The following is a 22114-nucleotide window of genomic DNA, read 5'->3' as shown; positions in this document are numbered from 1 at the left end:
GCGCCCGAATTATTTCCAAGGCTGCGCCAGACCCTCTCCGTCTTGAATTTGTCGCGGGACCCTTCCCGCCCAGATTTCAAGAGGACCTTCATGCGCAAGACCCTACTCGCGTCCACCTGTCTCGTAACGATCATCAGCATTCCCGCTCATGCCGAAACCGTGATCAGCACCGCGCTGACCACCCCCGTCCGCACCTCGACGGTCAACGGCGGGACGACGCCCGACGACACGAAGATCGCGGCAGCCGGATCGGTCAAGCCGACCTCGGGCACGGCGGTCACGATCGACAGCAACCACAAGGTGACCAGCGAGGGCACGATCCAGATCACCAATGCCAACGGTTCGACCGGCATTCTCGCCAGCGCCGGGGTGACGAGCACGATCACCAACAGCGCGACGGGCAAGATCATCATCGACGAGACCTATGCACCGACCGACATCGACAATGACGGCGATATCGACGGCCCCTTTGCCGTCGGATCGAACCGGGTCGGCATCGCGACCGCCGGAGCCTTTACCGGCAATATCGTCAATTCGGGCGAAATCACGGTCGAAGGTAATGACTCGGCGGGCATCCGGCTCGGCGGCCCGCTGACCGGCAATTTCACCAGCGACGGCAAGATTTCGGTCCTCGGCGACCGCGCGCTCGGCGTCGGCTTGCAGAATGTGACCGGCAACGTCCGCCTCGCGGGCACGATCACCGCGACCGGCCTCGACGCCACTGCGGCACGGCTGTCGGGCAACATCACCGGCGCGCTCGTCGTGCAGGGCACGCTGACCTCGACCGGCTATCGTTACACGGCGTTGCCGACCGACCCGACGAAGCTCGACGCCGACGACCTGCTCACCGGCGGCCCGGCGCTGTCGATCGAGGGTGACGTCACGGGCGGCATCGTCCTCGCGGTCCCGCCGAAAGACACCAGCACCACCGACACCGACGAAGACAAGGACGGTATTCCCGACGCCACCGAAGGCTCGGCGATCGTCCGCTCCTTCGGCTCGGCTCCGGCGATGCGCATCGGCGCTGCAGGCCGCGACGTCACCATCGGCCCCGTCGCGGGCACCGGCACCGGCTTCGGGGTCATCATCGACGGCGCCGTCCTCGGCAACGGCCTCTATGCCGGCAAAACCGCGACCGGCATGCAGATCGGCGGCCTCGGCGGCAATGTGACCATCGCCGGCGGTCTCGCCATCGGCAGCAGCGGCAGCGTGACCGCGCTGTCCAATGGCGCGTCGGCAACCGCGCTCCAGATCGGCGCGGGCGCCACGCTCCCTGAAGTCCGCAACGCGGGCAAGATCGAGGCGTCGGGCGGCAATGCCGCCACCGCGATCACCACCGGCATCCTCGTCGAGGCCGGCAGCAATGTCGGCATGATCCGCAACAGCGGTTCGATCATCGCCAAGGCAGGCGGAGACAACGGCACCGCGCGCGGTATCGTCGACCTGTCGGGCAATGTCGACCTGGTCGAAAACAGCGGCACGATCACCGCCAGCGGTGCGCTCGCGACCTCGGATCGCAATGTCGCGATCGACCTGTCGGCCAATGCCGGCGGCGCGACGGTGCGGCAGACCGCCGTCGCGACGGGCGTCACCGCGCCCAAGATCGTCGGCGACGTCCGCTTCGGCGCTGGCGACGATATATTCGATATCGCCGACGGTTCGGTCGCGGGCAACAGCGTCTTTGGCGCCGGCAACAACAGCCTCGCGCTCTCGGGCGACGCGACCTACGACGGCACCGCGACCTTCGGCGGCGGCAACGACAGCATCACGCTGGCCGGCACCTCGAAGTTCGGCGGGCTCGCCGACTTCGGCGGCGGCAGCGACACGCTGACCATCGGCGGCACATCGATCTTCAGCGCTCGCCTCGCCAATGCGCAGGGCCTCGCCGTCGCGGTCAAGGGCGGCACCTTCGATGTCGTCGGCGCCGCCACGATTTCGTCGCTCGCGGTCACCGACAAGGGCATTCTTGGCGTCACCCTCGACGGCGGCGCCACCGGCACGGCGATCCAGGTCACCGGCAACGCCAGCTTCGGCGCCGAATCCAAACTCGCGCTTCGGCTGACCAGCCTCGACAATGCCGAGGGCCAGCATGTCGTGCTCACGGCGGGCACGCTGACCGGCGCCAGCAACCTGACGACCACCGCGACGCTGCTGCCCTTCCTCTACAAGGGCACGCTGACCTCGAACGCCACCCAGCTGATCGTCGATGTGGCGCGCAAGAGCACGACCGAACTCGGCCTCAACCGGTCGGAAGGCGGCGCCTTCAACGCCGTGATCGATGCCCTGGCGGCCGACGAGGACATCGAACAGGTCTTCCTCGACATCACCGACGGCGCCCGGTTCAAAAGCCAGCTCAGCCAGATGCTGCCCGAGCATGAAGGCGGCGTCTTCGAAACCGTCACCGGCGGGTCGCGCGCGCTCGGCCGCTACCTGATGGACCCCAACGCCCCGTTCCAGGACGAAGGCAAATGGGGTTACTGGATCAACCAGGCGGTGTGGGGCACGTCGAAGAGCATCGGCGACACCGCCGGCTATGACGTCTCCGGCTGGGGCGTGTCGCTTGGCGCCGAGTTCAAGACCGACATGGGTAATTTCGGCGGCTCGATCGCTTTTCTCAGCGGCAAGGACGGCAACGCCAGCAACGCCAATGAGGTCAGCTCGAGCCAGTTCGAGGGCGCACTGCACTGGCGCCTGCGTTCGGACGGCTGGATGGCCAATGCCCGCGTCTCGGGCGCACCGATCAGCTTCAAGGGCACGCGCCTGTTCCAGGCCGACACCGGCGCCGAGGACATCAACGAAACGATGCGCGGCAAATGGGACGGCACCCTGTGGTCGGCCTCGGGCTCGATCGCGCACGATAGCCGCCTCGGCGGGCTCTCGGTGCGGCCCATCGTCGCGGTCGATTATTACAAGCTGACCGAAAAGGGCTACACCGAAACCGGCGGCGGCGACGCGCTCGACCTCACCGTTCTCGGCCGCGACAGCGACGAACTCGCGGTATCGGGCACCGTCGCGGTCGGCCTCGATTTCGGCGGTACCGACGAATATGACGGCTGGACGCGCTTCGAGATCGAAGGCGGCCGGCGCCAGATCGTCGGCGGTTCGCTCGGCACGACGACGGCGTCGTTCAAGAACGGCACGCCCTTCACCCTCACCCCCGACGACCGCACGAGCGGCTGGGTCGGCCGCATCCGCGGCATGGCCGGCAACTCGGGCTTCCAGGTCGGCGGCGAACTGTCTGCGGAAGAACAGCAAAGCCACATCGGCTGGGCTTTCCGCGCGAGCCTCAAGGTCGGTCTATAGCCCCCAGACCGGCCTTGTCCGCAAGGGGGAAGCCCATACCTCACCCTCCGCTTCCCCCTTGCCTTGCCTTTGCCGAACGATCGAGGACCATGATTGCCGCCACCGCCCCTTCTTTCCCCCGGCTGGACCATCGCCCCGGTGCGGGCGGAGTCACGCTGCGGTTGCGCGCGCCGCAGGGGGCGCTATATGACGGCACCGCCAGGGGGATGTGGGGCGCCGGCCAAACAGGTGTCGTTCAACAACAGATGGCGTTGCAAAACAATCGATCCATGACCGAGGCGACCGACGCATCCAGCCCCGCGCAGGGCATCGAGGGCGTCTTGCTCGCCAACCGCGACCGCATCGTGCGTTTCCTGGAAATGCGCGGCGCGGGCGACGGCGCCGAAGACCTGTTCCAGGACCTGTGGATGCGCCTCACCGAACGGCGCAGCGGCCCGATCGCCGATCCCCTCTCCTATGTCATGCGCGCCGCCAACAATCTGATGCTCGACCGCTATCGCTCGGCGCGCCAGCGGATGCTGCGCGACCATGCCTGGGGCGAAACCGCGGCGGTCGAAAAACCGTCGGCCGAAACGACGCTGATCTCGCGCGAGCAGCTGGCCGAGGTCGAGGCCGCCGTTGCCGCGACCGGCGAGCGCCCCGCGCGCATCTTCCGCCGCTTCCGCGTCGATGGCATCGCTCAACGCGATATCGCCGCCGAACTGGGGGTCAGCCTCAGCACGGTCGAGGCCGATCTTCGCAAGGTCTATGCGGCGCTCGCCGCGGTCAGGAGGCACTTCGATGCATACTGACACCACGACCATCGAAGCGCGCGCCATCGACTGGGTCATTCGCCAGCGCGATCCTGCGTTCGCCGACTGGGACGGTTTCGCCGACTGGCTTGCCGAGGACGCCGCCCATGCCGACGCCTATGACGCGATCGCCAGCCTCGACGCCGATCTCGACGCCCTGCCCCGTACGACCCCGGCGTCGGTGGTCATCTACGACGAAGCGCCGCGTCGGCGCCCCTCGCGCCGCGCCTGGTTCGGCGGCGCGATCGCCGCCGCGCTGGTGGCCGCGATCACCCTGCCCAATCTTGGCCTGTTCGCCGACCCGAACCGCATCGAGACCGAAGCGGGCGAGCATCGCACGCTGACCCTCGCCGACGGGTCGAAGATCGAGGTCAACGGCGCTTCTGTCGTCACCCTCGACGAGGAACGGCCGCGCTTTGCCCGGCTCGAAAGCGGTGAGGCGATGTTCCATGTCGTGCACCGCGAAGGCGATCCTTTCGTCGTCGAGGCGGGCGGCAACCGGATCGTCGACCTCGGCACCGCCTTCAACGTCGTGCGCCGCAACCGCGCGACGTCGGTCGCGGTGTCCGAAGGCATCGTCGTCTACAACCCGCAGCAGGACAATGTCCGCATGGTTGCGGGTCAGGGCATCGAAGCCCGCGACGGCGACGCGACCGCGCCTAAGATACGCCCCGTCGATACCGCGTCGATCGGCGGCTGGCGCAGCGGCCTGCTCGTCTATGCCGACACCCCGCTGTCGGTGGTTGCCGAGGATCTGCAACGCACCGCCGGAATGTCGGTCACCGTCGCTCCCGAAGCGGCGCAACTGCCCTTTCGCGGGGCGTTGGTCATCAGCGATGACCGGAACCGTACGATCTCCGATCTCGCGGCTTTGTCCGGCACCCGCGCCGAAAAGCGTGGCGACGGCTGGGTGCTGACCCGCTGACATGAACCGCAGCCTGTCCCTCCTGATCGCGGTCGCGGCCATCGGTGTCCCAACCGTCGCATCGGCGGCGGAGGAACGGGTGTTCGACGTGCCGAGGGGCAGCCTCGCCAGTTCGCTGCCGCTGATCAGCCGCCAGGGTGGGGTCAGCATCAGCGTCGCCGATCCCAAATTGTGGAACGGCCGGGTCAAGTCCGTGCGAGGCCGGATGAGCGTCGACGAGGCGATCGCGCGCATGCTGGTCGGAACCGAAGCGCGCGCGATACGGGTCAGCGCGACGAGCTGGCGGATCGAACGTCGTCCGCCGCCTCCCCCCAAGGTCGCGCGCCGGGCAACCTCCCCGCCGCAGCCGCCACCCAAGGCAAGGGCGCCCGACAATCTGGTCGCGGGTCCCGGCGACGAGATCATCGTCACCGCCTCGAAAACCGACATCCCCCACGCAAATTTTGCGGGCGTCGCCACCGTTCTCGGTGGCGGCGATTTGGCGTTCGGCGGCGAGCGCGGCATGGAATCGATCCTGTCGCGGATGGCGACGGTTTCCTCGACCCACCTCGGGTCGGGGCGCAACAAGCTGTTCATTCGCGGCATCGCCGATTCCAGCTTCACCGGCCCGACCCAATCGACCGTCGGCCAATATCTCGGCGACATCCGGCTGAGCTACAATGCTCCTGATCCGGACCTGCGTCTCTATGATATCCAGAGCGTCGAGATTCTCGAAGGACCGCAGGGCACCCTTTATGGCGCGGGCTCGCTGGGCGGCATTATCCGCGTCGTGCCGCAGGCGCCCGACCCCGACGCGCAATATGTCCAGGCGAGCGCCGGCGCGTCGCTGACCCAGCATGGCGACCCCGGCGGCGACATCGGCGCCACGCTCAACCTTCCCGTCGCCGATGGCCGCCACGCGCTGCGCCTTGTCGGTTATATGGTCAGCGACGGCGGCTATATCGACAATCCGCTGCGCGGGCAGCGGGACACCAACCGCGTCAATGTGCGCGGCGGTCGCGGCGCCTTCCGCTTCGACGCCGGCGACGACTGGACCGTCGATCTTGGCGGCGTCTATCAATCGATCAAGTCCGACGACGCGCAATATACGGACCGCGATGCCCCGCCGCTGGTCCGCAATTCGATGGTCGAACAAAACGCCAGCGCCCGATACGCCATGGGCACGCTGGTGATTATGAAGGACTGGGACGGGCTGCATTTCCAGTCCTCGAATGCGGCGGTCAGGCACCGCGTTTTCGAGCGCTTCGACGCCAGCAAAGAGGGCGAAGCGCCGCGCATTCTCGACCAGCGCAATGTGACGCGCCTGTTCGTCAGCGAAACGCGCCTGTCGCGCCCCTATCGCGACGGGCTGGGCTGGGTGATCGGCGCGAGCATCCTCGACAACCGCACGCGCCAGAATCGCGAATTCGGCGACGTCTTCATGCAGGCGCCGCTGACCGGCGTCACCAACAGCATCACCGAATTCACCGGCTACGGCGAAGCCACCGTCGAAGTGATGCCGCATATCATCGCGGCGGGCGGCATCCGTTTCTCGCACGCCCGGCTCGACGGCAGCGGCGAGGATGTGCCCCTTGCCTTCGCCGCGGCGAACCGGGCCATTGCCATCTCTGCCCATCGGACCGAGAACGACCTGCTGCCGTCGGCATCGCTCCTCGCCTCGCCGCTCCACAATGTGACACTCTATGTCCGCTATCAGGAGGGTTTCCGTCCCGGCGGCCTCGCGGTGGACAGCAACTTCGTGCGCCGCTTCCGCAACGACCGGGTCCAGACGATCGAGGGCGGCGTCCGTTTCGGGGAAAAGGGCCGCACGCCGTTCGACGCCAATATTTCGCTCTCGCACAGCCGCTGGCGCGACATTCAGGCCGATTTCATCGACGCAAACGGTTTCCCGAGTACCGCCAATATCGGCGACGGCCGCATCACCAGCATCTCGGGCGCCTTTGCGGTGCGTCCGATGGCGGGACTGTCGTTCGATCTGGGGGCGGTATATAATCACAGCCGCGTCGACCGCCTGTTCGCCGAGGCGCTGCGCACCATCGTCGTCCAGAATTATGCGGGGGTTCCCGGGATGCCCGGCGCGCCGGTCAGCGCCGACGGATCGGTGGCGGATTCGGCGCTGCTCGCCCGGCTGGGCCAGATTCCCAACGTCGCGCGCTATGCCGTGCGCGGGGCGGTCAATTATGAAACGCCTGTGGGTGACGAGGATTTCCGCCTCAACGGCTGGGCCAATTATGTCGGCCCGTCACGGCTCGGCATCGGACCCGTGCTCGGCGAGGGCCAGGGCGATTATGTCGACACCGGCCTCGCGATGCGCCTCGGCAATCCGATGCGCGGCTTGTCTCTGACGCTGACCAATTTGTTCGACGCGCGCGGCAACCGCTTCTCGCTCGGCACGCCCTTCATCGAAGGCAGCGCGGGCTTCCTGACCCCGCTCCGGCCAAGGACGGTGCGGATCGCCATCGACGTCGCCTATTGAAGCGACGCCGACGGCCTATCCGGTCAATCGGCGAGCGCGACCTGCTCATACCGTTCCATGTGATAATCGGCGCTGCCGAACTGGCCCTCGATCATCGTCGAACGCTTGAAATAATGGCCGATCGCCAGTTCCTGCGTGATGCCGATGCCGCCATGCGTCTGGATCGCATTCTGCCCGACGAAGTTCGCGCCGCGCGCGACCTTGTTCTTCGCCGCCGACACCGCCGCCTTGCGTTCGTCGGCGGGCAGGTCGAGCTTCAGCGTGCCCATGATTGTCATCGATCGCGCCTGTTCGACCTCCATGAACATGTCGACCATGCGGTGCTGCAGCACCTGGAACTTGGCGATCGGAATGCCGAACTGCTTGCGCTGCTGGGTATATTCCAGCGTGCCTTCGTGCAGCTTCTGCATCACGCCGGTGGCTTCGGCGCAGACCGCGATCGTCGCTTCGTCGACGACCTGTTCGATCAGCGCCAGCCCCGCCCCTTCGCCGCCCAGCAGCGCGTCGGCGGGGATCGCGACATTCTCGAAATAAATCTCCGACGCGCGGCTGCCGTCGACGGTCGGATAGTCGCGGCGGACGATGCCCGGCTGGGTCGCGTCGATCAGGAACAGCGACACGCCGTCCTTATCGCGCTGGCCGCCCGACGTGCGCGCGGTGACGAGCAGATGCGTCGCCCAGGGCGCGGCATAGACCACGCCCTTGTGCCCGTTCAGCACATAGCCTTCGCCGTCCTTCTTGGCGGTGGTGCGCAGGTTCGCGAGGTCATAGCGGCCCTGCGGCTCGGCATAGGCGAAGGCGACGATGACATTGCCCGCGATGATCTCGGGAATATATTTGTCCGCCTGCGCCCCGCCGACGGCCTTGAGTGCGCCGCCCGCAATGACCACGGTCGGCAGATAAGGCTCGATGCCGAGCACCTTGCCCAATTCTTCCATGATGATCGCATTTTCTAGCGCGCCGCCGCCGAGGCCGCCATGCTCTTCGGCGAACGAAGCACCCAGCATGCCGAGCTCCTGCGCCAGCGCGGTCCAGATCGCGGGGTCGCGGCCTTCCTCGCTCGCGATGAACTTCTGGCGCGTCTCGAAATCATAGGTGTCGCTCAGGAAACGGGCGAGCGTATCGCGGATCATGTCCTGCGTTTCGGTGTAGGTGAAATCCATTGTCTGTCCTCTCATAAATAGGGACAGTCCCTATTTATCGAATATCGTCGTTGCGGCTGGCCCCGCGCCCGCGGATAAATAGGGACTGTCCCTATTTATGGGCGCCGGTGCGTCACAATCCCAAAACCATCTTCGCGATGATGTTGCGCTGGATCTCGTTCGACCCGCCATAGATCGTCGTCTTGCGGACGTTGAAATAGGTCGGCGCGGCGCGGTGCGCATAGTCGGGACCGATCGGATGCTCGTTGTCGCCCTCGCCGAAGCCCCGGAAATAAGGCGCGCCATAATGGCCCACCGCTTCCAGCGTCAGCTCGGTCAGCCGTTGCTGGATTTCCGACCCCTTGATCTTGAGCAGGCTCGATTCCGGCCCAGGTCCGCGACCGGCGTTCGGACCGGCAAGGCTGCGCAACTCGGTGAATTCGAGCGCGGTCAGGTCGATCTCGAGCTCGGCAATCTTGCGCTTGAAGAAGGCGTTCTGGAGCAAAGGCTTGTCGCCGTCGATTTCGGTGCGCGCAATCGCCTTGACCTTCTCGACCCCGCGCTTCGACGCTGCGACGCCCGCGATGCCGGTGCGTTCGTGCGCCAGCAGGAACTTGGCGCAGGTCCAGCCCTTATTCTCTTCATAGACGCGCTGCGACTGCGGCACGCGGACGTCCTCCAGCCACACCTCGTTGACCTCATGCTCGCCGCCGAGCGTGATGATCGGGCGCACGGTGATGCCGGGCGACTTCATGTCGATCAGCAGGAAGGAAATGCCTTCCTGCTGCTTGGCCTCCTTGTCGGTGCGGACGAGGAAAAAGCCCCAGTCGGCATGCTGCGCCATCGTCGTCCAGGTCTTTTGCCCGTTGACGATATAGTCGTCGCCATCGGGGACCGCCGCGGTGCGCAGGCTGGCAAGGTCGGACCCGGCGCCGGGTTCCGAATAGCCCTGGCACCACCAATCCTCGCCCGACAGGATGCGGGGCAGGAAATAGGCTTTCTGCTCGGGGGTGCCGAAGGTGTAGATCACCGGACCGACCATCGCGAGGCCGAAAGGCATCAGGCGGATGCAGTCGGCGCGCGCGGTTTCTTCGGAGAAGATGAAACGTTGCGTCGGTGTCCAGCCGGTGCCGCCATATTCGACCGGCCAGGCCGGCGCGACCCAGCCCTTGTTATAGAGGACCTTGTGCCAGGCGAGGAAATCTTCCTTGGCGAGTTCGTCGCCCTCATCCTGCTTGCCGCGCAGGTCGGCGGGGTAATTTTCGGCGATGAAGCTGCGCACTTCCTGTTGGAAAGCGAGGTCTTCGGGGCTGAACTCCATGTCCATTATGATTCTCCCAAGGGCTATGCCGGCCTTATATGACCGGTTCACGCTTACGTAAAGGTAAGTTGTCTTTCGCAACGCGATGCGCGGCAACTTCGCCAACTTCCGCGAACTTGTCCAGCGCCGACACGCCCGCTTCGAGCGGGCGGCGGCGCCTATCGCGGACGCGGCGTCGCCAGCACCACCGCGCCGTCGCTGAAATAGGCGTTCCGCCGCTCGGCGATCGACAGCGTCACCGGCATCATCGCCCCGTCCCGGACGACCAGATCGGATTCGATGCGCGCCGGTTTCCCGCTCCGCAGCACGCTTTCGAGCGCCTCGGCGAACGAACTGCGACGCGACACGGCGAGCAAGGCGGAAAATCTCACCCTCCGGATGGCGTCTGCGCTGACACCCAGCATCCCGGTCAGCGTGTCATTGGCATATTCGACCGCTTCGCGCAGCGAGATACACGCATGTCCGATGCTCCCGTCGGCATCGAGCGCGCGCAGCGCCGCCGTCCGCGCGTCGCTCGCTTCGAGCGCGGCGATCGCCTCGCTCACATCGCGCAGGATGATCGCGCCACCGACCGGCAACGGCACCAGGTCGGCGTGCAGCCATTGTCCGGGCCGCAACAGGGACGGAAGGTCGCCCGAAAAGCGCTCGCGATGGTCGATCATGCGCAGGATATGATGAAAAATCAGGCTGGTCTCGATAGCGGGCAGCGCCGCGGCCAGCGGCCGACCGATCAGCGATGCCGCCGGGACCTCCAGCATGTCGGTCGCCGCAGGATTGATCGCCACGATCCGGCGCTCGCGGTCGACAAGGATCAGGCTGTCGCGCACGGACTCGAGCAACAAAACCTGCGAGTCCTGCAACGGTGACGCCCCGTTCTTACCGCCCTCGGCGCCGCCCATCCGGCGATAGTCGTCGAGCGAGATCAGCACATGCGCATCCTTGCCATGGTGCGTGACCACCACCGGCCTCCGTTCCGAATGCAGACGCCAGCTGGCGAAACCGCGAATGAAGTCTGCCGCCGATACGCGATCATGGGCGTGGCTCGTTTCCATATCGTCCTCCGAAGCATTGCTGCTCCTTCCGTTAACGGCGGAGGCCGGCCGCTATCGCTCCGTTCCGGATCAACCCACGAGCTTCGCCTGGCCGCAGCGCAGCGCGTTGACGCGCGCGTCGGCCTGCCCGACATGGACGCCGAGCACCCCGGTCACCTGCTGCAACACGCCGTCGAGCAGCGGTGCGGCCGTGCCTACGGTCGTGGCGACGAGCGACTTCAGGGCGTTGAGATTCAGCCCAATTCCGAGGACCGACCCGCTCAGATCCATCCGGTCCGCAAGCGACTTTGCCGCGCCCGCCACCAGCCCCGTGCTCGATACCGTCTTCACCGTTCCCGCCGCGATATTGTCGCGGGAAAAGGCGACGGATTTTTCCGCCAGATCGGACATAACCAGCTCGGCCTCGGCGTCGACGCTGGCGAGCGGAAGTTTCAGCACGCGCGCCTTCCCGGGATCAAGCGGGCGATGCATGTCGCGAAACTGGCTGTCGGTGACCGTACCGATCGCCAGCGACGCGGGCGACGTGATGACCGCCAGCGTCACCGCCTTGCTCGAATTCCTGCTGCAATCGATGGCGGAAATCCGCGCCGAGGCCGATCCAAGCTCGGCGAGGATCGGCAGTTCGATCGCGGCCACCGGCGTGGTGAGCTTCGCATCGAGCCGCAGCCTGACCTGCGCGGTACGCACCACCACCTGATTGTCGTCGGTCACGGCGATTAGCGGCGAATGCGCGGGAGGTTCGCCGATGATCAGCGCGAGTTTCACTTGTGACCCACCCGGCAATGCGCCGGCAAGGTCGAGATCGACCTGACGATCCGCCGAGCCCAGGATCAACATCGTACGGAGCATATTGAGCAGATTGACGCGCACCGGATTGGCGGGATCGACCCGCACGCTCGACGAACGCGGGCCGAGGTCGATCGCCGACGCTGGCACCAGCTGGGTCGCACTGGCTCGCGCCGCCATATGCTCGACCAGCGGCGCAACCGAGGGATCGGCCGCTGCCGCCAGCGCCGACAGCACTTGCGGCATCGTCACCTGGCTGTCGAGCGTCTGGCCAAAGGTCAGCGCCTCGACGCCGATCTCGCTGCGCAGCGCGTCGGAAAATTTCAGCAGGTCGATATCGGCGCTGGCGAGTGCATTATAGTCCATCAGCGACAGGTTGAGCTCGCTCCCCGTCAAGGATGACAGGATCGCATTGGGAATGCCTCCGCTGACCGCCGCGACGCGCGACCCAAGCGAAAAGGCGGCATAGCCCCGCCGCGCGCCGGTCGCCGAGGCGCTGATCGTCTTGCTGTCGGCGTCGGTCAGGATGCGACCGAAGAACAAGGGATGGTCGCGCTTCAGCACGATACGCACCGCATTGGGCGACGCCCCGCCCGCCGTGAAGCGGCGCTCGGCGGCAACGCCGACATCAGCGACATAGCTGCCGCGTGTCAGCGAGGCGATGACGATGCTGCAATTGCAATTCGCCGCGATGATGCGCTCGGCCGCCGCCCGTTCTTCCCCGGGTTTGGCCGCCGCCGCCATCGCCGCAGCATCGGCGATCCCTTGCAGTTTGCGACGATCGAGATGAAGCGAGCCGACATCGACCGCCAGCGCCGCCGCACCGATCAGCATCACCAGGCCGAAAGCAGCGACGATGCTGATACCGGCGCGATTGTCGCCCGCGAGGCGGCGGAAAGGACAAAGCGCGCGCATCATTCGACCGGCAATTCGAAAGTTGCGCTGGCGCTGATGATATCGCCGGGAGCCGGTACCAGGGCCGAATGCAGCAGGCTGGTTTCCGGAACATGATAGGCGAGTTTGACGGTGACCGCATCGGTGGTTTCGGACACCAGCACGCTACGCAATTCGCCGCGGTACCCGCCGACGCCGCGCATGCTGCGGTCGATCGCGCGGATCGCAACGGCGCGCCGGTCGGCAGCATCGAGTCCGGTGATCGCGGCGCGCGCGCCGTCGTTCGCCGCCTGCTGGACGCTGTGCGCGAGCAGGAAATATTGGCCATAGATCAGGATGCCCAGCAACAGCGTCAGGAACAACGGCAGCAGCAGCGCCGTTTCGATCATCGCGGTACCGCGCGGGTCGTCGGCCAGTCGGGTCAGGAACTTTGTCATGGCACGCATTATGCGGCGCAGGCGTAAGCGGGCGCGCCAACGACGTGCGGCGGTCAATTGCCGAATTTACGCAATTTCACCAGGGCTGCAGCGGCGCGCGACTCCGGCGGATTCCCGCCGGGAAGCAGTCGATCGGCACGTCGGTCCTAACCAGTTCCTATCGTGGAACAGGCCGATGAAGTCGGCATTTGCGCATATTCCCGGGTTGCCGACCCACGGCACAGAAAAGGCCGCGTCTGTTCGGACGCGGCCTTTCAGCGAACTCGGTTCCGATCAGTTACGCGACGGAAAAATCCCCTCGACAGCGATGCACCAGTTCATCGTCAAATAGGGTGGCCGGTTCGAAATCGGCTGCGAACCGCCGGTCGGCGCGATCTGGATCATGGTGCGGTCCATCATGTTGCCCGTCGGATCTACGCCGGTGATGAAGCTGTTGTTCGACGAAATGCCGATCGCATTGCCGTTTGCCGTCGTGCTGTTGGCGACCGCATTGGCGGTCTGGATGCCGCCGCGATGGTCGTGGCGCGGGAGGTTGGTGGAGAGCAGCGTCGTTGTTTCACTGCCGCCGACCTGACCGAGCACATAGGGCGAGAGCCCCGGGCCATTGCCTTGGTTGACCGCCGTCCGACCGCGCAGGTCGGGTAGCGCGAACGTGGTCTGGCCGTTGCCGCCATAGGTCGTGCCGAGAATCGAAAAAAGCGCCGTATTCTGCGCGATGGAGAGCAGCTGGCCGTTGGTCGCAGCCCATCCGCGCGGACAGAAGTTGAAGCCGGTCTGCATCATCTGCCCGATCAAGGGTTCGATCTGCGCCGACGCCGGTACCGTCGTCGCAAGCGCCGAGGTGCCGAGCAGCGCCACCGCCGAAAATTTCCCGATTGCCCCCATGCGTGTCATATCCCGCCTCCCATAATATCCAACGTCATCCGCGCAACGATCAAAGCTCAGTTGCGTGACGGGAAAATCCCTTGCAATGCAATGCAGTAGCGATTGACGAGAAACGGCGACATGTTGGGGACCGGATCGGACCCGCCCGTCTTTTGCACCGTCAGCGTATTCGCGTGCAGCGCGCCGTCGAACTGGATCACATTCGAATATTGGAAATCGGATGTGACGGCGAAGGCGTTGCGGAATGCCGTCGCCGTGCCGGCATTCTGATTGACGGTCAGGAACACCGCTTCGTGCGTATGCGACGCCAGTTGGTTGATCGTCAGCGTCTGGCTTTCGACGCCCGCGACCTGGCCCATGGCAAAGGGTGGAAGCCCCGGCCCCTGCCCCTGATGGATCACCATTCGTCCGCGGACGTCGGGAAGCGCGAAAGTTGTCTGGCCATTGCCGCCATAGGTGGTGCCGAGCAGCGAGAAGAGCGCGGTATTCTGCGCAATCGACAATAGCTGGCCATTGGCGTCGGCCCAGCCGCGCGGGCAAAAATTGTAGCCCACCTCCATCATCTGGCCGAGATAATAATCCTGCGCCGCTGCGGGTGCCGCGATCGCCAGCGTGCCGAAACCGACCCCCGCCATCATCACTGCTTTCAAATGCCGCATGGTATAAACTCCCCTCAAAGTCCCATTTGCCGCTGCTGCGACGCCCGTGTCAGTTCTGCGACGGGAAGATCCCTGCGCTGAGGACGCAGTAGCGGATCGCCAGATAGGGCGGCAGATGAGTGAAGGCCGCATTATCGCCGGTCTTGCGGATGATCACCGTCTCGCGGTTCATCAACTGCGCGTTCGGCGCGGTGCCGGACGCATATTTGTTCGCCGGCGTCGTGGGGAAGATCGCGCGGAACGATTGCCCCGTATTGCCCGCGGCGCTGGTCGTGCGCACCAGCCCGGTATGTTCGTGGCGCGGCATCTGATTTTCGGTCAGCGTGGTCGTTTCGGTGCCGCCGGTCTGGCCCTGCACATAACTCGACAGGCCCGGCCCCTGCCCCTGATGCATCGAATAGCGCCCCGCCATGTTCGGAACCGCGAAGGTCGTCTGGCCATCGCCGCCATAGGTCGTGCCATATAGCGCAAAAAGGGCCGTATTCTGCGAAATCGACAACAACTGCCCATTGGCTTCCAACGAACCGCGAGGGCAGAAATTGCCCGCGAACTTCATGATCTCGCCAAGATAGGGGGTCTGCGCTTGCGCGCTGCCCGGCATGCCTAGTCCGCCGACAAATATCGCCGCTGCGCCCAGATAGAAATGCGATTTTCGTGCGATAGCCATCGCTCATCCCCCATCCCAATAACCCGGGACAAAGGCTAATCGAAAATTAACCGGAGTCAATGATGGCGAGCGCAACGGTTTGCTGGCGATATCGCCTCCCTTGCCCCGATCACCGTCGAATCAGTTACGCGCCGGGAAAATCCCTTGCGTCGCGATGCACCATTGCACCGTCAGATAGGGCGGGCGGATCGGGATCGGGATGCCGTTGCCGGTCGGCTGGAACTGGACCGAGCCCGCATCCATCAAATTGCCCACCGGATCGCCGCCGCCGCTGAGGAAGCTGTTGTTCGACGAAATGCCGAACGCATTGCCGCTCGATGTCGTCGAATTGGCGATGGCATTGGCGGTCTGGATCGCCGAGCGATGTGTGTGGCTGGGGATTTCGCTGGTCAACAGCGAATGCGTTTCCTGCCCGGTTACCTCGCCCAGGACATAGGGCGACAGTCCCGGCCCCTGCCCCTGCCCGACCGCCATTCGCCCGCGCAGGTCGGGAAGCGCGAAGGTCGTGGTCCCGTTACCGCCATAAGTGGTGCCGAGCAGCGAGAAGAGCGCCGTGTTCGACTGGATCGCCAGGATCTGCCCCGACGCGCTGGTCCAGCCCCGCGGGCAGAAATTGAAACCGACCTGCATGAACTGGCCAAGCAGCCCGTCGGACTGCGCCGATGCCGGCGCCGAATAGGCGAGCGAGCTGCCGGTCATCGCCAGCATCAGCGCGACTTTGCGAAAATTCCCTGTGCGTGTCATGTCCGCCTCCCCAAAATTCCCAATGCGCCGTCAGGCAAATCAGTTGCGCGACGGGAAAATCCCCGCTGTCGCGATGCAATAACGTGTGACCAGAAACGGCGACATCGTCGGCGCGAGGGACGTCGCGGCCCCGCCCGCCTTTTGCACCGTGATGGTTTCGCTTTGCATCGTCAGGTCGAGGTTGGTGCCGGTCGTATATTGATTGTCGGCGGTGACGGCAAAGGCGTTGCGGAACGATTTATTGTCGTTGCCTGCGGCGGTCGCCGTTTCGATGGAGCCAGAATGGATGTGCGGCGGCAGGTTGGCGATCCCGATCGTCGTCGATTCCGCGCCGCTGACCTGGCCAAGAGCGTAGTTCGACAGTCCCGGCCCCTGGCCGACGCTGATCGCCATTCGCCCGCGCAGGTCGGGCAAGGCAAAAGTCGTGGTGCCATTGCCGCCATAGGTGGTGCCGAGCAGCGAGAAAAGCGCGGTGTTCTGAGCGATCGACAGAATCTGCCCACTGGTTTCGGCGAAGGTGCGCGGGCAAAAGCCGTTGCCGACCTCGATCATCTGGCCAAGATAATATTGCTGCGCCGTCGCCGGTGCCGTCATCGCGAGCGCCAATGTCGCTGTCGCGCCGGTTGCGAAAATCCTTGTATGCCGCATTGTCATACTCCCCTGAAATTCTTCTGCTCGCGATACGCGCCCTGGCGCGCCGGACCGCCGGTCAGTTCTGCGACGGGAAAATGCCGAACAACTGCACGCAATAGCGGATCGTCAGCGACGGCGGGAGGATCGAATAGGGCTGGTTGCCGCCGGTATTGCCCACGACAATCGTCCCGCGCTCCATCAGCTGCGCCGCCGGAACCGTCCCGTTGATATATTTGTTCGCGGGCGTGACGCCGAACGCATGGCCAACCGGGCTGGTCGTGTTGCCGACCGAACTCGATCCCTTCATAAAGGCGAAATGTTCGTGCAGCGGCATGTTCGCCAAGGTCATCGTATTGCTCTCGGTGCCGCCGGTCTGGCCCAGGGTCCGCGTACTCAGGCCGCCACCCGTGCCAGCATGCATCGAATAGCGGCCGCGCATGTCGGGCAAGCCGAATGTCGTCACGCCGTCGCCGCCGAAGGTCGTGCCATAGAGGGCGTAGAGCGCCGAATTGTCAGCGATCGAGATCAATTGACCATTCGCCTCGGCGGTGTCGCGCGGGCAGAAGTTATAGGGGAATTTGTTGATCTCGCCGATATAGCGGTCTTGCGCGGAGGCGGGTGCGACTGCACTTGCCGCAACTGCCAGCGTGGCGCCCGCCACATACCAGCGCGATTTACGAACGAAAGCCATTGCTCCATCCCCCCAATGCCCGAAGTAATCGCGGCGGAAGCTATGCCTTTTTTTCGAATGTCAAACGGTGATCATTCTTTCGCTACCTGCCCCGAAAAAATAAAAGCCGCGCCCGGCGGGCGCGGCTTTCACATACTCGTCACATATCCCTTCGCCGCGACATACGTTGACTGGAAAATAATCAGTTGCGCGCCGGGTAAATCCCCGAGGTCGCGATGCACCAGCGCATCACCAGATAGGGCGGCTGGTTGGAAACCGGAATCGAACCGCCCGTCGGCAGCACCTGAAGCGTCCCACTGTCCATCAGATTGCCCGACGGATCGGGCGGCGGCGCAGCAAAGCTGTTGTTCGACGAAATGCCGATCGCATTGCCGTTTGCGGTCGTGCTGTTGGCGATTGCATTGGCGGTTTGCGCACCGGCGCGGTGATTGTGCGGCGCCATGTTGGCCGCAGTCAGTGTTGTCGTCTCGGTGCCGGTCTGCTGGCCCAGATCATAGGGTGACAGTCCCGGTCCCTGCCCCGTGTGCACCGCCGCCCGGCCGCGCAGGTCGGGCAAGGCGAAGGTCGTCTGGCCGTTGCCGCCATAGGTGGTGCCGAGCAGCGAGAAGAGCGCGGTGTTCGACTGGATCGCCAGGATCTGCCCTGCGGCCTGTGTATATCCGCGCGGACAGAAATTGGCCCCTGTTTGCATCAATTGGCCCAGCAAGGGCTGAACGCCGTCCGCCGATGCCGGCGCCGTATATCCCAAGGTGCTGCCACCTACCGCGAGGGCCAGGGTGAGTTTCCGAATATTACCAGTGCGTGTCATGTCCGCCTCCGATGTCTGAATTTCAAAATATCGTCGTCAGGCCGCGCGTCAGTTGCGCGACGGGAACACACCGAACTGCGCCATGCAATATCGGGTGACGATGAAGGGGGCCATGTTGGGCACCGTCACATTGTCGGTCCCGGCCTTTTGCACGGCGATCGTATCGGCCTGCAGGCTGCCATCGAGCGACCCCGCCGAAGGACCGGTATATTGATTGCCGGCGGTCACCGCGAAACTGTTGCGGAACGACCGCACCTCGCCGGCGTTGCCAGTCACGGTCTGGACGACGCCCGGATGGACATGTGCCGGCAAATTGTTGATGCTGTGCGCGACATTCTCCTGCCCGCCGACCTGACCCAGCGTATAGTTCGACAACCCCGGGCCCTGCCCGTCGCCGATGAGCATCCGCCCTTTCAGGTTCGGCAATTGGAAGGTCGTCACACCATTGCCGCCATAGGTCGTGCCGAGCAGCGAGAAGAGCGCCTGGTTGCTGTTGATCGCCAGGACCTGTCCATCCGCCGCCAGGAAGTTTCGCGGGCAATAGCTGCCCCCGGTTTCAATCAATTGGGCAATATAATAATCTTGCGCCGACGCGGGCATTGCGCCCGCGAAGGCCAGCGTGCTGGCAGCTGCCAGCAGATAGGAATTTTTGTACCGCATTGTCATAACCCCTTGAATGACTGCGCGCCGTTTTCCGGTGCGATGAAGCTCAATTCTGCGACGGAAAAATGCCCTCGGTCGCGATGCAGTAGCGAATGGTGAGCGTCGGCGGCAGATGTTCATAAGGTACGCCGCTGCCCGCGTTGCCGATCAGGAAGCTCTCGCGGTTCATCAACTGTGCGGCGGGCGCCGTGCCGCTGACATATTTGTTCGCGGGCGTGGTGCCGAGTTTCCCGCCGACCGGCGATGTCGTATTGGCCGCCGCACTCGTCGTTCGGACCAGTGCGAAATGCTCGTGCCGCGGCATCGTCGCCAGCGTCTGGGTGTTGGTTTCGGTCCCACCGACCTCACCCATCGTGCGCGTCGTCAGGCCACCACCGCTGCCGGTATGGATCGAAATGCGGCTCTGCATGTTCGGCAACGCAAAGGTTGTGGCGCCGTCACCGCCATAGGTGGTGCCATAGAGCGCGTAGAGCGCCGAATTGTCGGCGATCGCAAGCAATTGGCCATTGGCGGCCAGGGTGCTGATCGGGCAGAAATTATAGGGGAGCTTCAGGATTTCCCCGACATAATTATCCTGCGCCGATGCCGCCGAAGCGAGCCCCAGCGCCCCCGCGACGGCCGCCGCCGTCGCCAATAGATGTGATTTGCGCAACATCATCATTTCGCCTCCCTGTGAAAAGCCAGACATACCGGTTGCCCCCGAACGGATGGCAATCGGCCGACCCATGTTCGTCTTGTGGCCCTATGTGCGGGCCGAATGTTCATTAACCGTCGGCGCTTCCCGCTGTGCGGGGCGGCAACGACCTTCCTCCCCCGCGGGCCATGGTCCCACAAGGCCGATCGTCATCGTCGATCGCGATCCGAATCGCGCGCCGTCCAACATGGTGATGCCCCCACCCCGATGCCCTAAGATGGAAGAGCCTAACCCAATCTCTGCCGTTGTCAAAGCGTGCGCGGCAATTATTTCAGCAACTTGCCCGGCTATTCAGCTTTCGCCCCCCGGTTCCAGTTTGTCCTGGGTACGCAGATCGAAATCGCTGGCATCGTGCCGTTCGCGAAGCTGGCTCGCGGGGTCGCCCGTCACGCGGTTGACCATCCGCCCGCGTTTGACCGCTGGCCGCGTCGCGATCTGGTCCGTCCAGCGCTGGACGTTCTTGTAATCCTGCACCTGCAGGAACTCGCCGGCTTCATAGACCAGCCCTTTGACCAGCGCGCCATACCAGGGCCAGACCGCCATGTCGGCGATGCTGTAGTCGGCGCCGCCCAGATATTCGCTCTCGGCGAGCCGCCGGTCGAGCACGTCGAGCTGGCGCTTCACTTCCATCGCATAGCGGTTGATCGGATATTCCATCTTGGTGGGCGCATAGGCGTAGAAATGCCCGAAGCCGCCGCCAAGGAAGGGGGTGCTGCCCATTTGCCACATCAGCCATGACAAGGTTTCGGCGCGCGCTGCGGTTTCGGTGGGCAGGAAGGCGCCGAATTTCTCGGCAAGGTGAATCAGGATCGCGCCCGATTCAAAGATGCGGATCGGTGCCGCGCCGCTGCGATCGACCATCACCGGGATCTTGCTGTTGGGGTTGGCGGCGACATAACCGCTCGAAAATTGGTCGCCCTCGCCGATGTTGATCAGCCAGGCATCATATTCGGCACCGCTATGACCAGCCGCGAGCAGCTCTTCGAGCATGACCGTCACCTTCACGCCATTGGGCGTGCCGAGCGAATAGAGCTGGAGCGGGTGATTGCCGACCGGCAGTTCCTTGTCGTGGGTCGGCCCGGCGATCGGCCGGTTGATGTTCGCGAAACGCCCTCCGCTTTCCTTGTCCCACGTCCAGACCTTCGGCGGAACATAATCGGTGGCGTCGCTCATGGGAGGTGCTCCTGTGATAGATTGTGTACTGGTCGGTATCTAATCATCTGCTGCCGCGACGTCCAGCACGCACGGTTCAAATTATGCTTTGCTCGCGCAAAGCCGAGATGGCGTCGGCGTCATAACCGATCTCTGCGAGGATTGCGTCGCTATCCGCGCCAAGCTGCGGTGCCGCGACCGGCGCGGCCTTGGCGCTTGCCGACAGGGTGATCGGGGCGCGCACCACCGGAGCCGGACCGAACGCCCCCGGATAGTCCATCATATCGACCAATCGCGACGCGGCGACTTGCGGATGCGCGAGCGCCTCTGACGGTTTGAGGACCGCCCCTGCCGGCACTTTCGCTTCGCCGAGTTCGTCCAGCGCCTGTCCATTGGTCCGCGCCGCGCACCATTCCGCCATGACCGCGCTCAATTCCTCGCCATGATCGCCGCGCGAAATGTCGTTCGCAAAACGCGGATCGTCGACAAGCTCCGGACGCCCGACCAGTCGCGCCCAGCGCGCGAAGATCGGATTGCCGACGACCTGCGTCATAATCCACCCGTCCCGCGTCGAGAAGATGTCGGTCGGCGCCGAACTGAAGGCGCGGTTGCCCATCATGCCGCGGTCGATGCCGTTGAGCGCATGGTCGATCGTCAGCCCGTTGGTGATCGCCAGCGCGGTTCCGAGCAGCGATCCCGACACCCGCTGTCCCTTCCCTGTCGCCTCGCGTTCGCGCAATGCGAGCATGACGCCGAAGGCGCAATGCAGCGCGGTGGTGAAATCGACATAATTGACCTGCGCTCGCGCCGGCTCGCCGCCCTTGCCGGCGAGATAGACCGCGCCCGACATCGCCTGTCCCACCGCGTCGAAACCGACGTGCTGCGCCAGCGGCCCCCCGCTGCCGAACGCCGAGGCGGTGACCAGGATGATCGCGGGGTTCAGCGCCGACAGCGTCGGATAGTCGAGCCCGAGTTTGGCCAATGCGTCGTCGGGCATATTGGCGATCACGACATCGGCGGTCGCCACCAGCTTGCGGACGATCTCCCGCCCCGCGTCGCTTCCCGGTTTCAGCGTCAGGCATCGCTTGTTGCGGTTCATCTGCAGGAACATCCCGCCCGAACCGTCGTCGGCGACGGGCACGGAAAAGCGGTCCTCGTTGCCGGTCGGGCCTTCGATGCGGATGACGTCGGCGCCATAATCGGCGAGCAGCGCGCCGCAATAGGGGCCCGCAATGTAGCGCCCGAAATCCAGCACCCGGATGCCCCTGAGTGGCATGATCATTCCCTCCCGTCGCCCCGACTTGCTCCGGGCCTGTGCGTCTTGAAGGGAAAGGCGGCTGCTCGGTCAAGCGTTGAACGAGATACATGGCTCGCCCGACCACGACGGCGAT

At 64.7% G+C, this 22114-nt stretch carries 20 protein-coding genes; 4 read left to right on the top strand and 16 right to left on the bottom strand.

Going from position 1 to position 22114, the window contains the following annotated elements:
- Positions 1 to 90: 90 nt before the first annotated feature.
- The 4 genes from ACREB7_RS06980 to ACREB7_RS06965 all read left to right on the top strand — a co-directional run bounded on the left by ACREB7_RS06980 (position 91) and on the right by ACREB7_RS06965 (position 7495).
- Positions 91 to 3303: an autotransporter domain-containing protein gene (locus ACREB7_RS06980; RefSeq protein ID WP_431591570.1), complete on the top strand. Its 3213-nt coding sequence runs from the start codon at positions 91 to 93 to the stop codon at positions 3301 to 3303.
- A gap of 269 nt (positions 3304 to 3572) precedes the next feature.
- Positions 3573 to 4094: a sigma-70 family RNA polymerase sigma factor gene (locus ACREB7_RS06975; protein ID WP_431591569.1), complete on the top strand. Its 522-nt coding sequence runs from the start codon at positions 3573 to 3575 to the stop codon at positions 4092 to 4094.
- A complete protein-coding gene (locus ACREB7_RS06970) occupies positions 4084 to 5019 on the top strand; it encodes a FecR family protein (RefSeq protein WP_431591568.1) in 936 nt (311 codons plus the stop codon). Before ACREB7_RS06975 ends, ACREB7_RS06970 begins: the two co-directional genes overlap by 11 nt.
- A gap of 1 nt (position 5020) precedes the next feature.
- On the top strand, positions 5021 to 7495 hold the full coding sequence (locus ACREB7_RS06965) for a TonB-dependent receptor (RefSeq protein ID WP_431591567.1): 2475 nt from the start codon (positions 5021 to 5023) through the stop codon (positions 7493 to 7495).
- A 23-nt stretch (positions 7496 to 7518) separates the two neighbouring features.
- Here ACREB7_RS06965 and ACREB7_RS06960 read toward each other — a convergent pair whose 3' ends face one another.
- The 16 genes from ACREB7_RS06960 to ACREB7_RS06885 form a co-directional block, all read right to left on the bottom strand.
- Entirely contained in the window at positions 7519 to 8658 is a 1140-nt protein-coding gene (locus tag ACREB7_RS06960) for an acyl-CoA dehydrogenase family protein (protein WP_431591566.1), read from the bottom strand.
- 112 nt (positions 8659 to 8770) lie between these two features.
- The gene (locus tag ACREB7_RS06955) at positions 8771 to 9964 is read right to left on the bottom strand and encodes an acyl-CoA dehydrogenase family protein (RefSeq protein WP_431591565.1); all 1194 of its coding nucleotides are present in this window, start codon (positions 9962 to 9964) and stop codon (positions 8771 to 8773) included.
- Between the two features lie 152 nt (positions 9965 to 10116).
- A complete protein-coding gene (locus ACREB7_RS06950; protein WP_431591564.1) occupies positions 10117 to 11010 on the bottom strand; it encodes a PAS domain-containing protein in 894 nt (297 codons plus the stop codon).
- 69 nt (positions 11011 to 11079) lie between these two features.
- A complete protein-coding gene (locus tag ACREB7_RS06945) occupies positions 11080 to 12714 on the bottom strand; it encodes a TadG family pilus assembly protein (protein WP_431591563.1) in 1635 nt (544 codons plus the stop codon).
- Positions 12711 to 13127 carry a TadE/TadG family type IV pilus assembly protein gene (locus tag ACREB7_RS06940; protein WP_431591562.1) on the bottom strand — a complete coding sequence of 139 codons (417 nt, stop codon included), beginning with the start codon at positions 13125 to 13127 and terminating at the stop codon, positions 12711 to 12713. The genes ACREB7_RS06945 and ACREB7_RS06940 overlap by 4 nt, the downstream gene beginning before the upstream one ends.
- A 273-nt stretch (positions 13128 to 13400) precedes the next feature.
- A complete protein-coding gene (locus tag ACREB7_RS06935; RefSeq protein ID WP_431591561.1) occupies positions 13401 to 14021 on the bottom strand; it encodes a phage tail protein in 621 nt (206 codons plus the stop codon).
- Between the two features lie 47 nt (positions 14022 to 14068).
- Positions 14069 to 14671, bottom strand: coding sequence for a phage tail protein (locus ACREB7_RS06930; RefSeq protein WP_431591560.1), 603 nt, complete (start codon positions 14669 to 14671; stop codon positions 14069 to 14071).
- Positions 14672 to 14720: 49 nt separating this feature from the next.
- Positions 14721 to 15338 (bottom strand): phage tail protein, encoded by a 618-nt coding sequence (locus tag ACREB7_RS06925; protein WP_431591559.1) that lies wholly within the window; start codon positions 15336 to 15338, stop codon positions 14721 to 14723.
- A 120-nt stretch (positions 15339 to 15458) separates the two neighbouring features.
- Positions 15459 to 16082, bottom strand: coding sequence for a phage tail protein (locus ACREB7_RS06920; protein ID WP_431591558.1), 624 nt, complete (start codon positions 16080 to 16082; stop codon positions 15459 to 15461).
- Between the two features lie 39 nt (positions 16083 to 16121).
- On the bottom strand, positions 16122 to 16676 hold the full coding sequence (locus tag ACREB7_RS06915) for a phage tail protein (RefSeq protein ID WP_431591557.1): 555 nt from the start codon (positions 16674 to 16676) through the stop codon (positions 16122 to 16124).
- Positions 16677 to 16791: 115 nt separating this feature from the next.
- The gene (locus ACREB7_RS06910) at positions 16792 to 17406 is read right to left on the bottom strand and encodes a phage tail protein (protein ID WP_431591556.1); all 615 of its coding nucleotides are present in this window, start codon (positions 17404 to 17406) and stop codon (positions 16792 to 16794) included.
- A 181-nt stretch (positions 17407 to 17587) separates the two neighbouring features.
- Entirely contained in the window at positions 17588 to 18214 is a 627-nt protein-coding gene (locus tag ACREB7_RS06905; RefSeq protein WP_431591555.1) for a phage tail protein, read from the bottom strand.
- A gap of 48 nt (positions 18215 to 18262) precedes the next feature.
- Positions 18263 to 18874 carry a phage tail protein gene (locus ACREB7_RS06900; protein ID WP_431591554.1) on the bottom strand — a complete coding sequence of 204 codons (612 nt, stop codon included), beginning with the start codon at positions 18872 to 18874 and terminating at the stop codon, positions 18263 to 18265.
- Between the two features lie 49 nt (positions 18875 to 18923).
- Entirely contained in the window at positions 18924 to 19535 is a 612-nt protein-coding gene (locus ACREB7_RS06895; RefSeq protein WP_431591553.1) for a phage tail protein, read from the bottom strand.
- Between the two features lie 327 nt (positions 19536 to 19862).
- Positions 19863 to 20744 carry a glutathione-dependent disulfide-bond oxidoreductase gene (gene yghU, locus ACREB7_RS06890; RefSeq protein WP_431591552.1) on the bottom strand — a complete coding sequence of 294 codons (882 nt, stop codon included), beginning with the start codon at positions 20742 to 20744 and terminating at the stop codon, positions 19863 to 19865.
- Between the two features lie 76 nt (positions 20745 to 20820).
- The gene (locus ACREB7_RS06885) at positions 20821 to 21999 is read right to left on the bottom strand and encodes a CaiB/BaiF CoA transferase family protein (protein WP_431591551.1); all 1179 of its coding nucleotides are present in this window, start codon (positions 21997 to 21999) and stop codon (positions 20821 to 20823) included.
- Positions 22000 to 22114 lie beyond the last annotated feature (115 nt).

Origin of the sequence: Sphingopyxis sp. (assembly GCF_050725615.1) — a bacterium.
In the GTDB taxonomy this organism is placed as follows: Bacteria; Pseudomonadota; Alphaproteobacteria; order Sphingomonadales; family Sphingomonadaceae; genus Sphingopyxis.
Note: the sequence above shows the minus strand (reverse complement) of the source record. Positions and strands in the feature narration are given on the sequence as shown.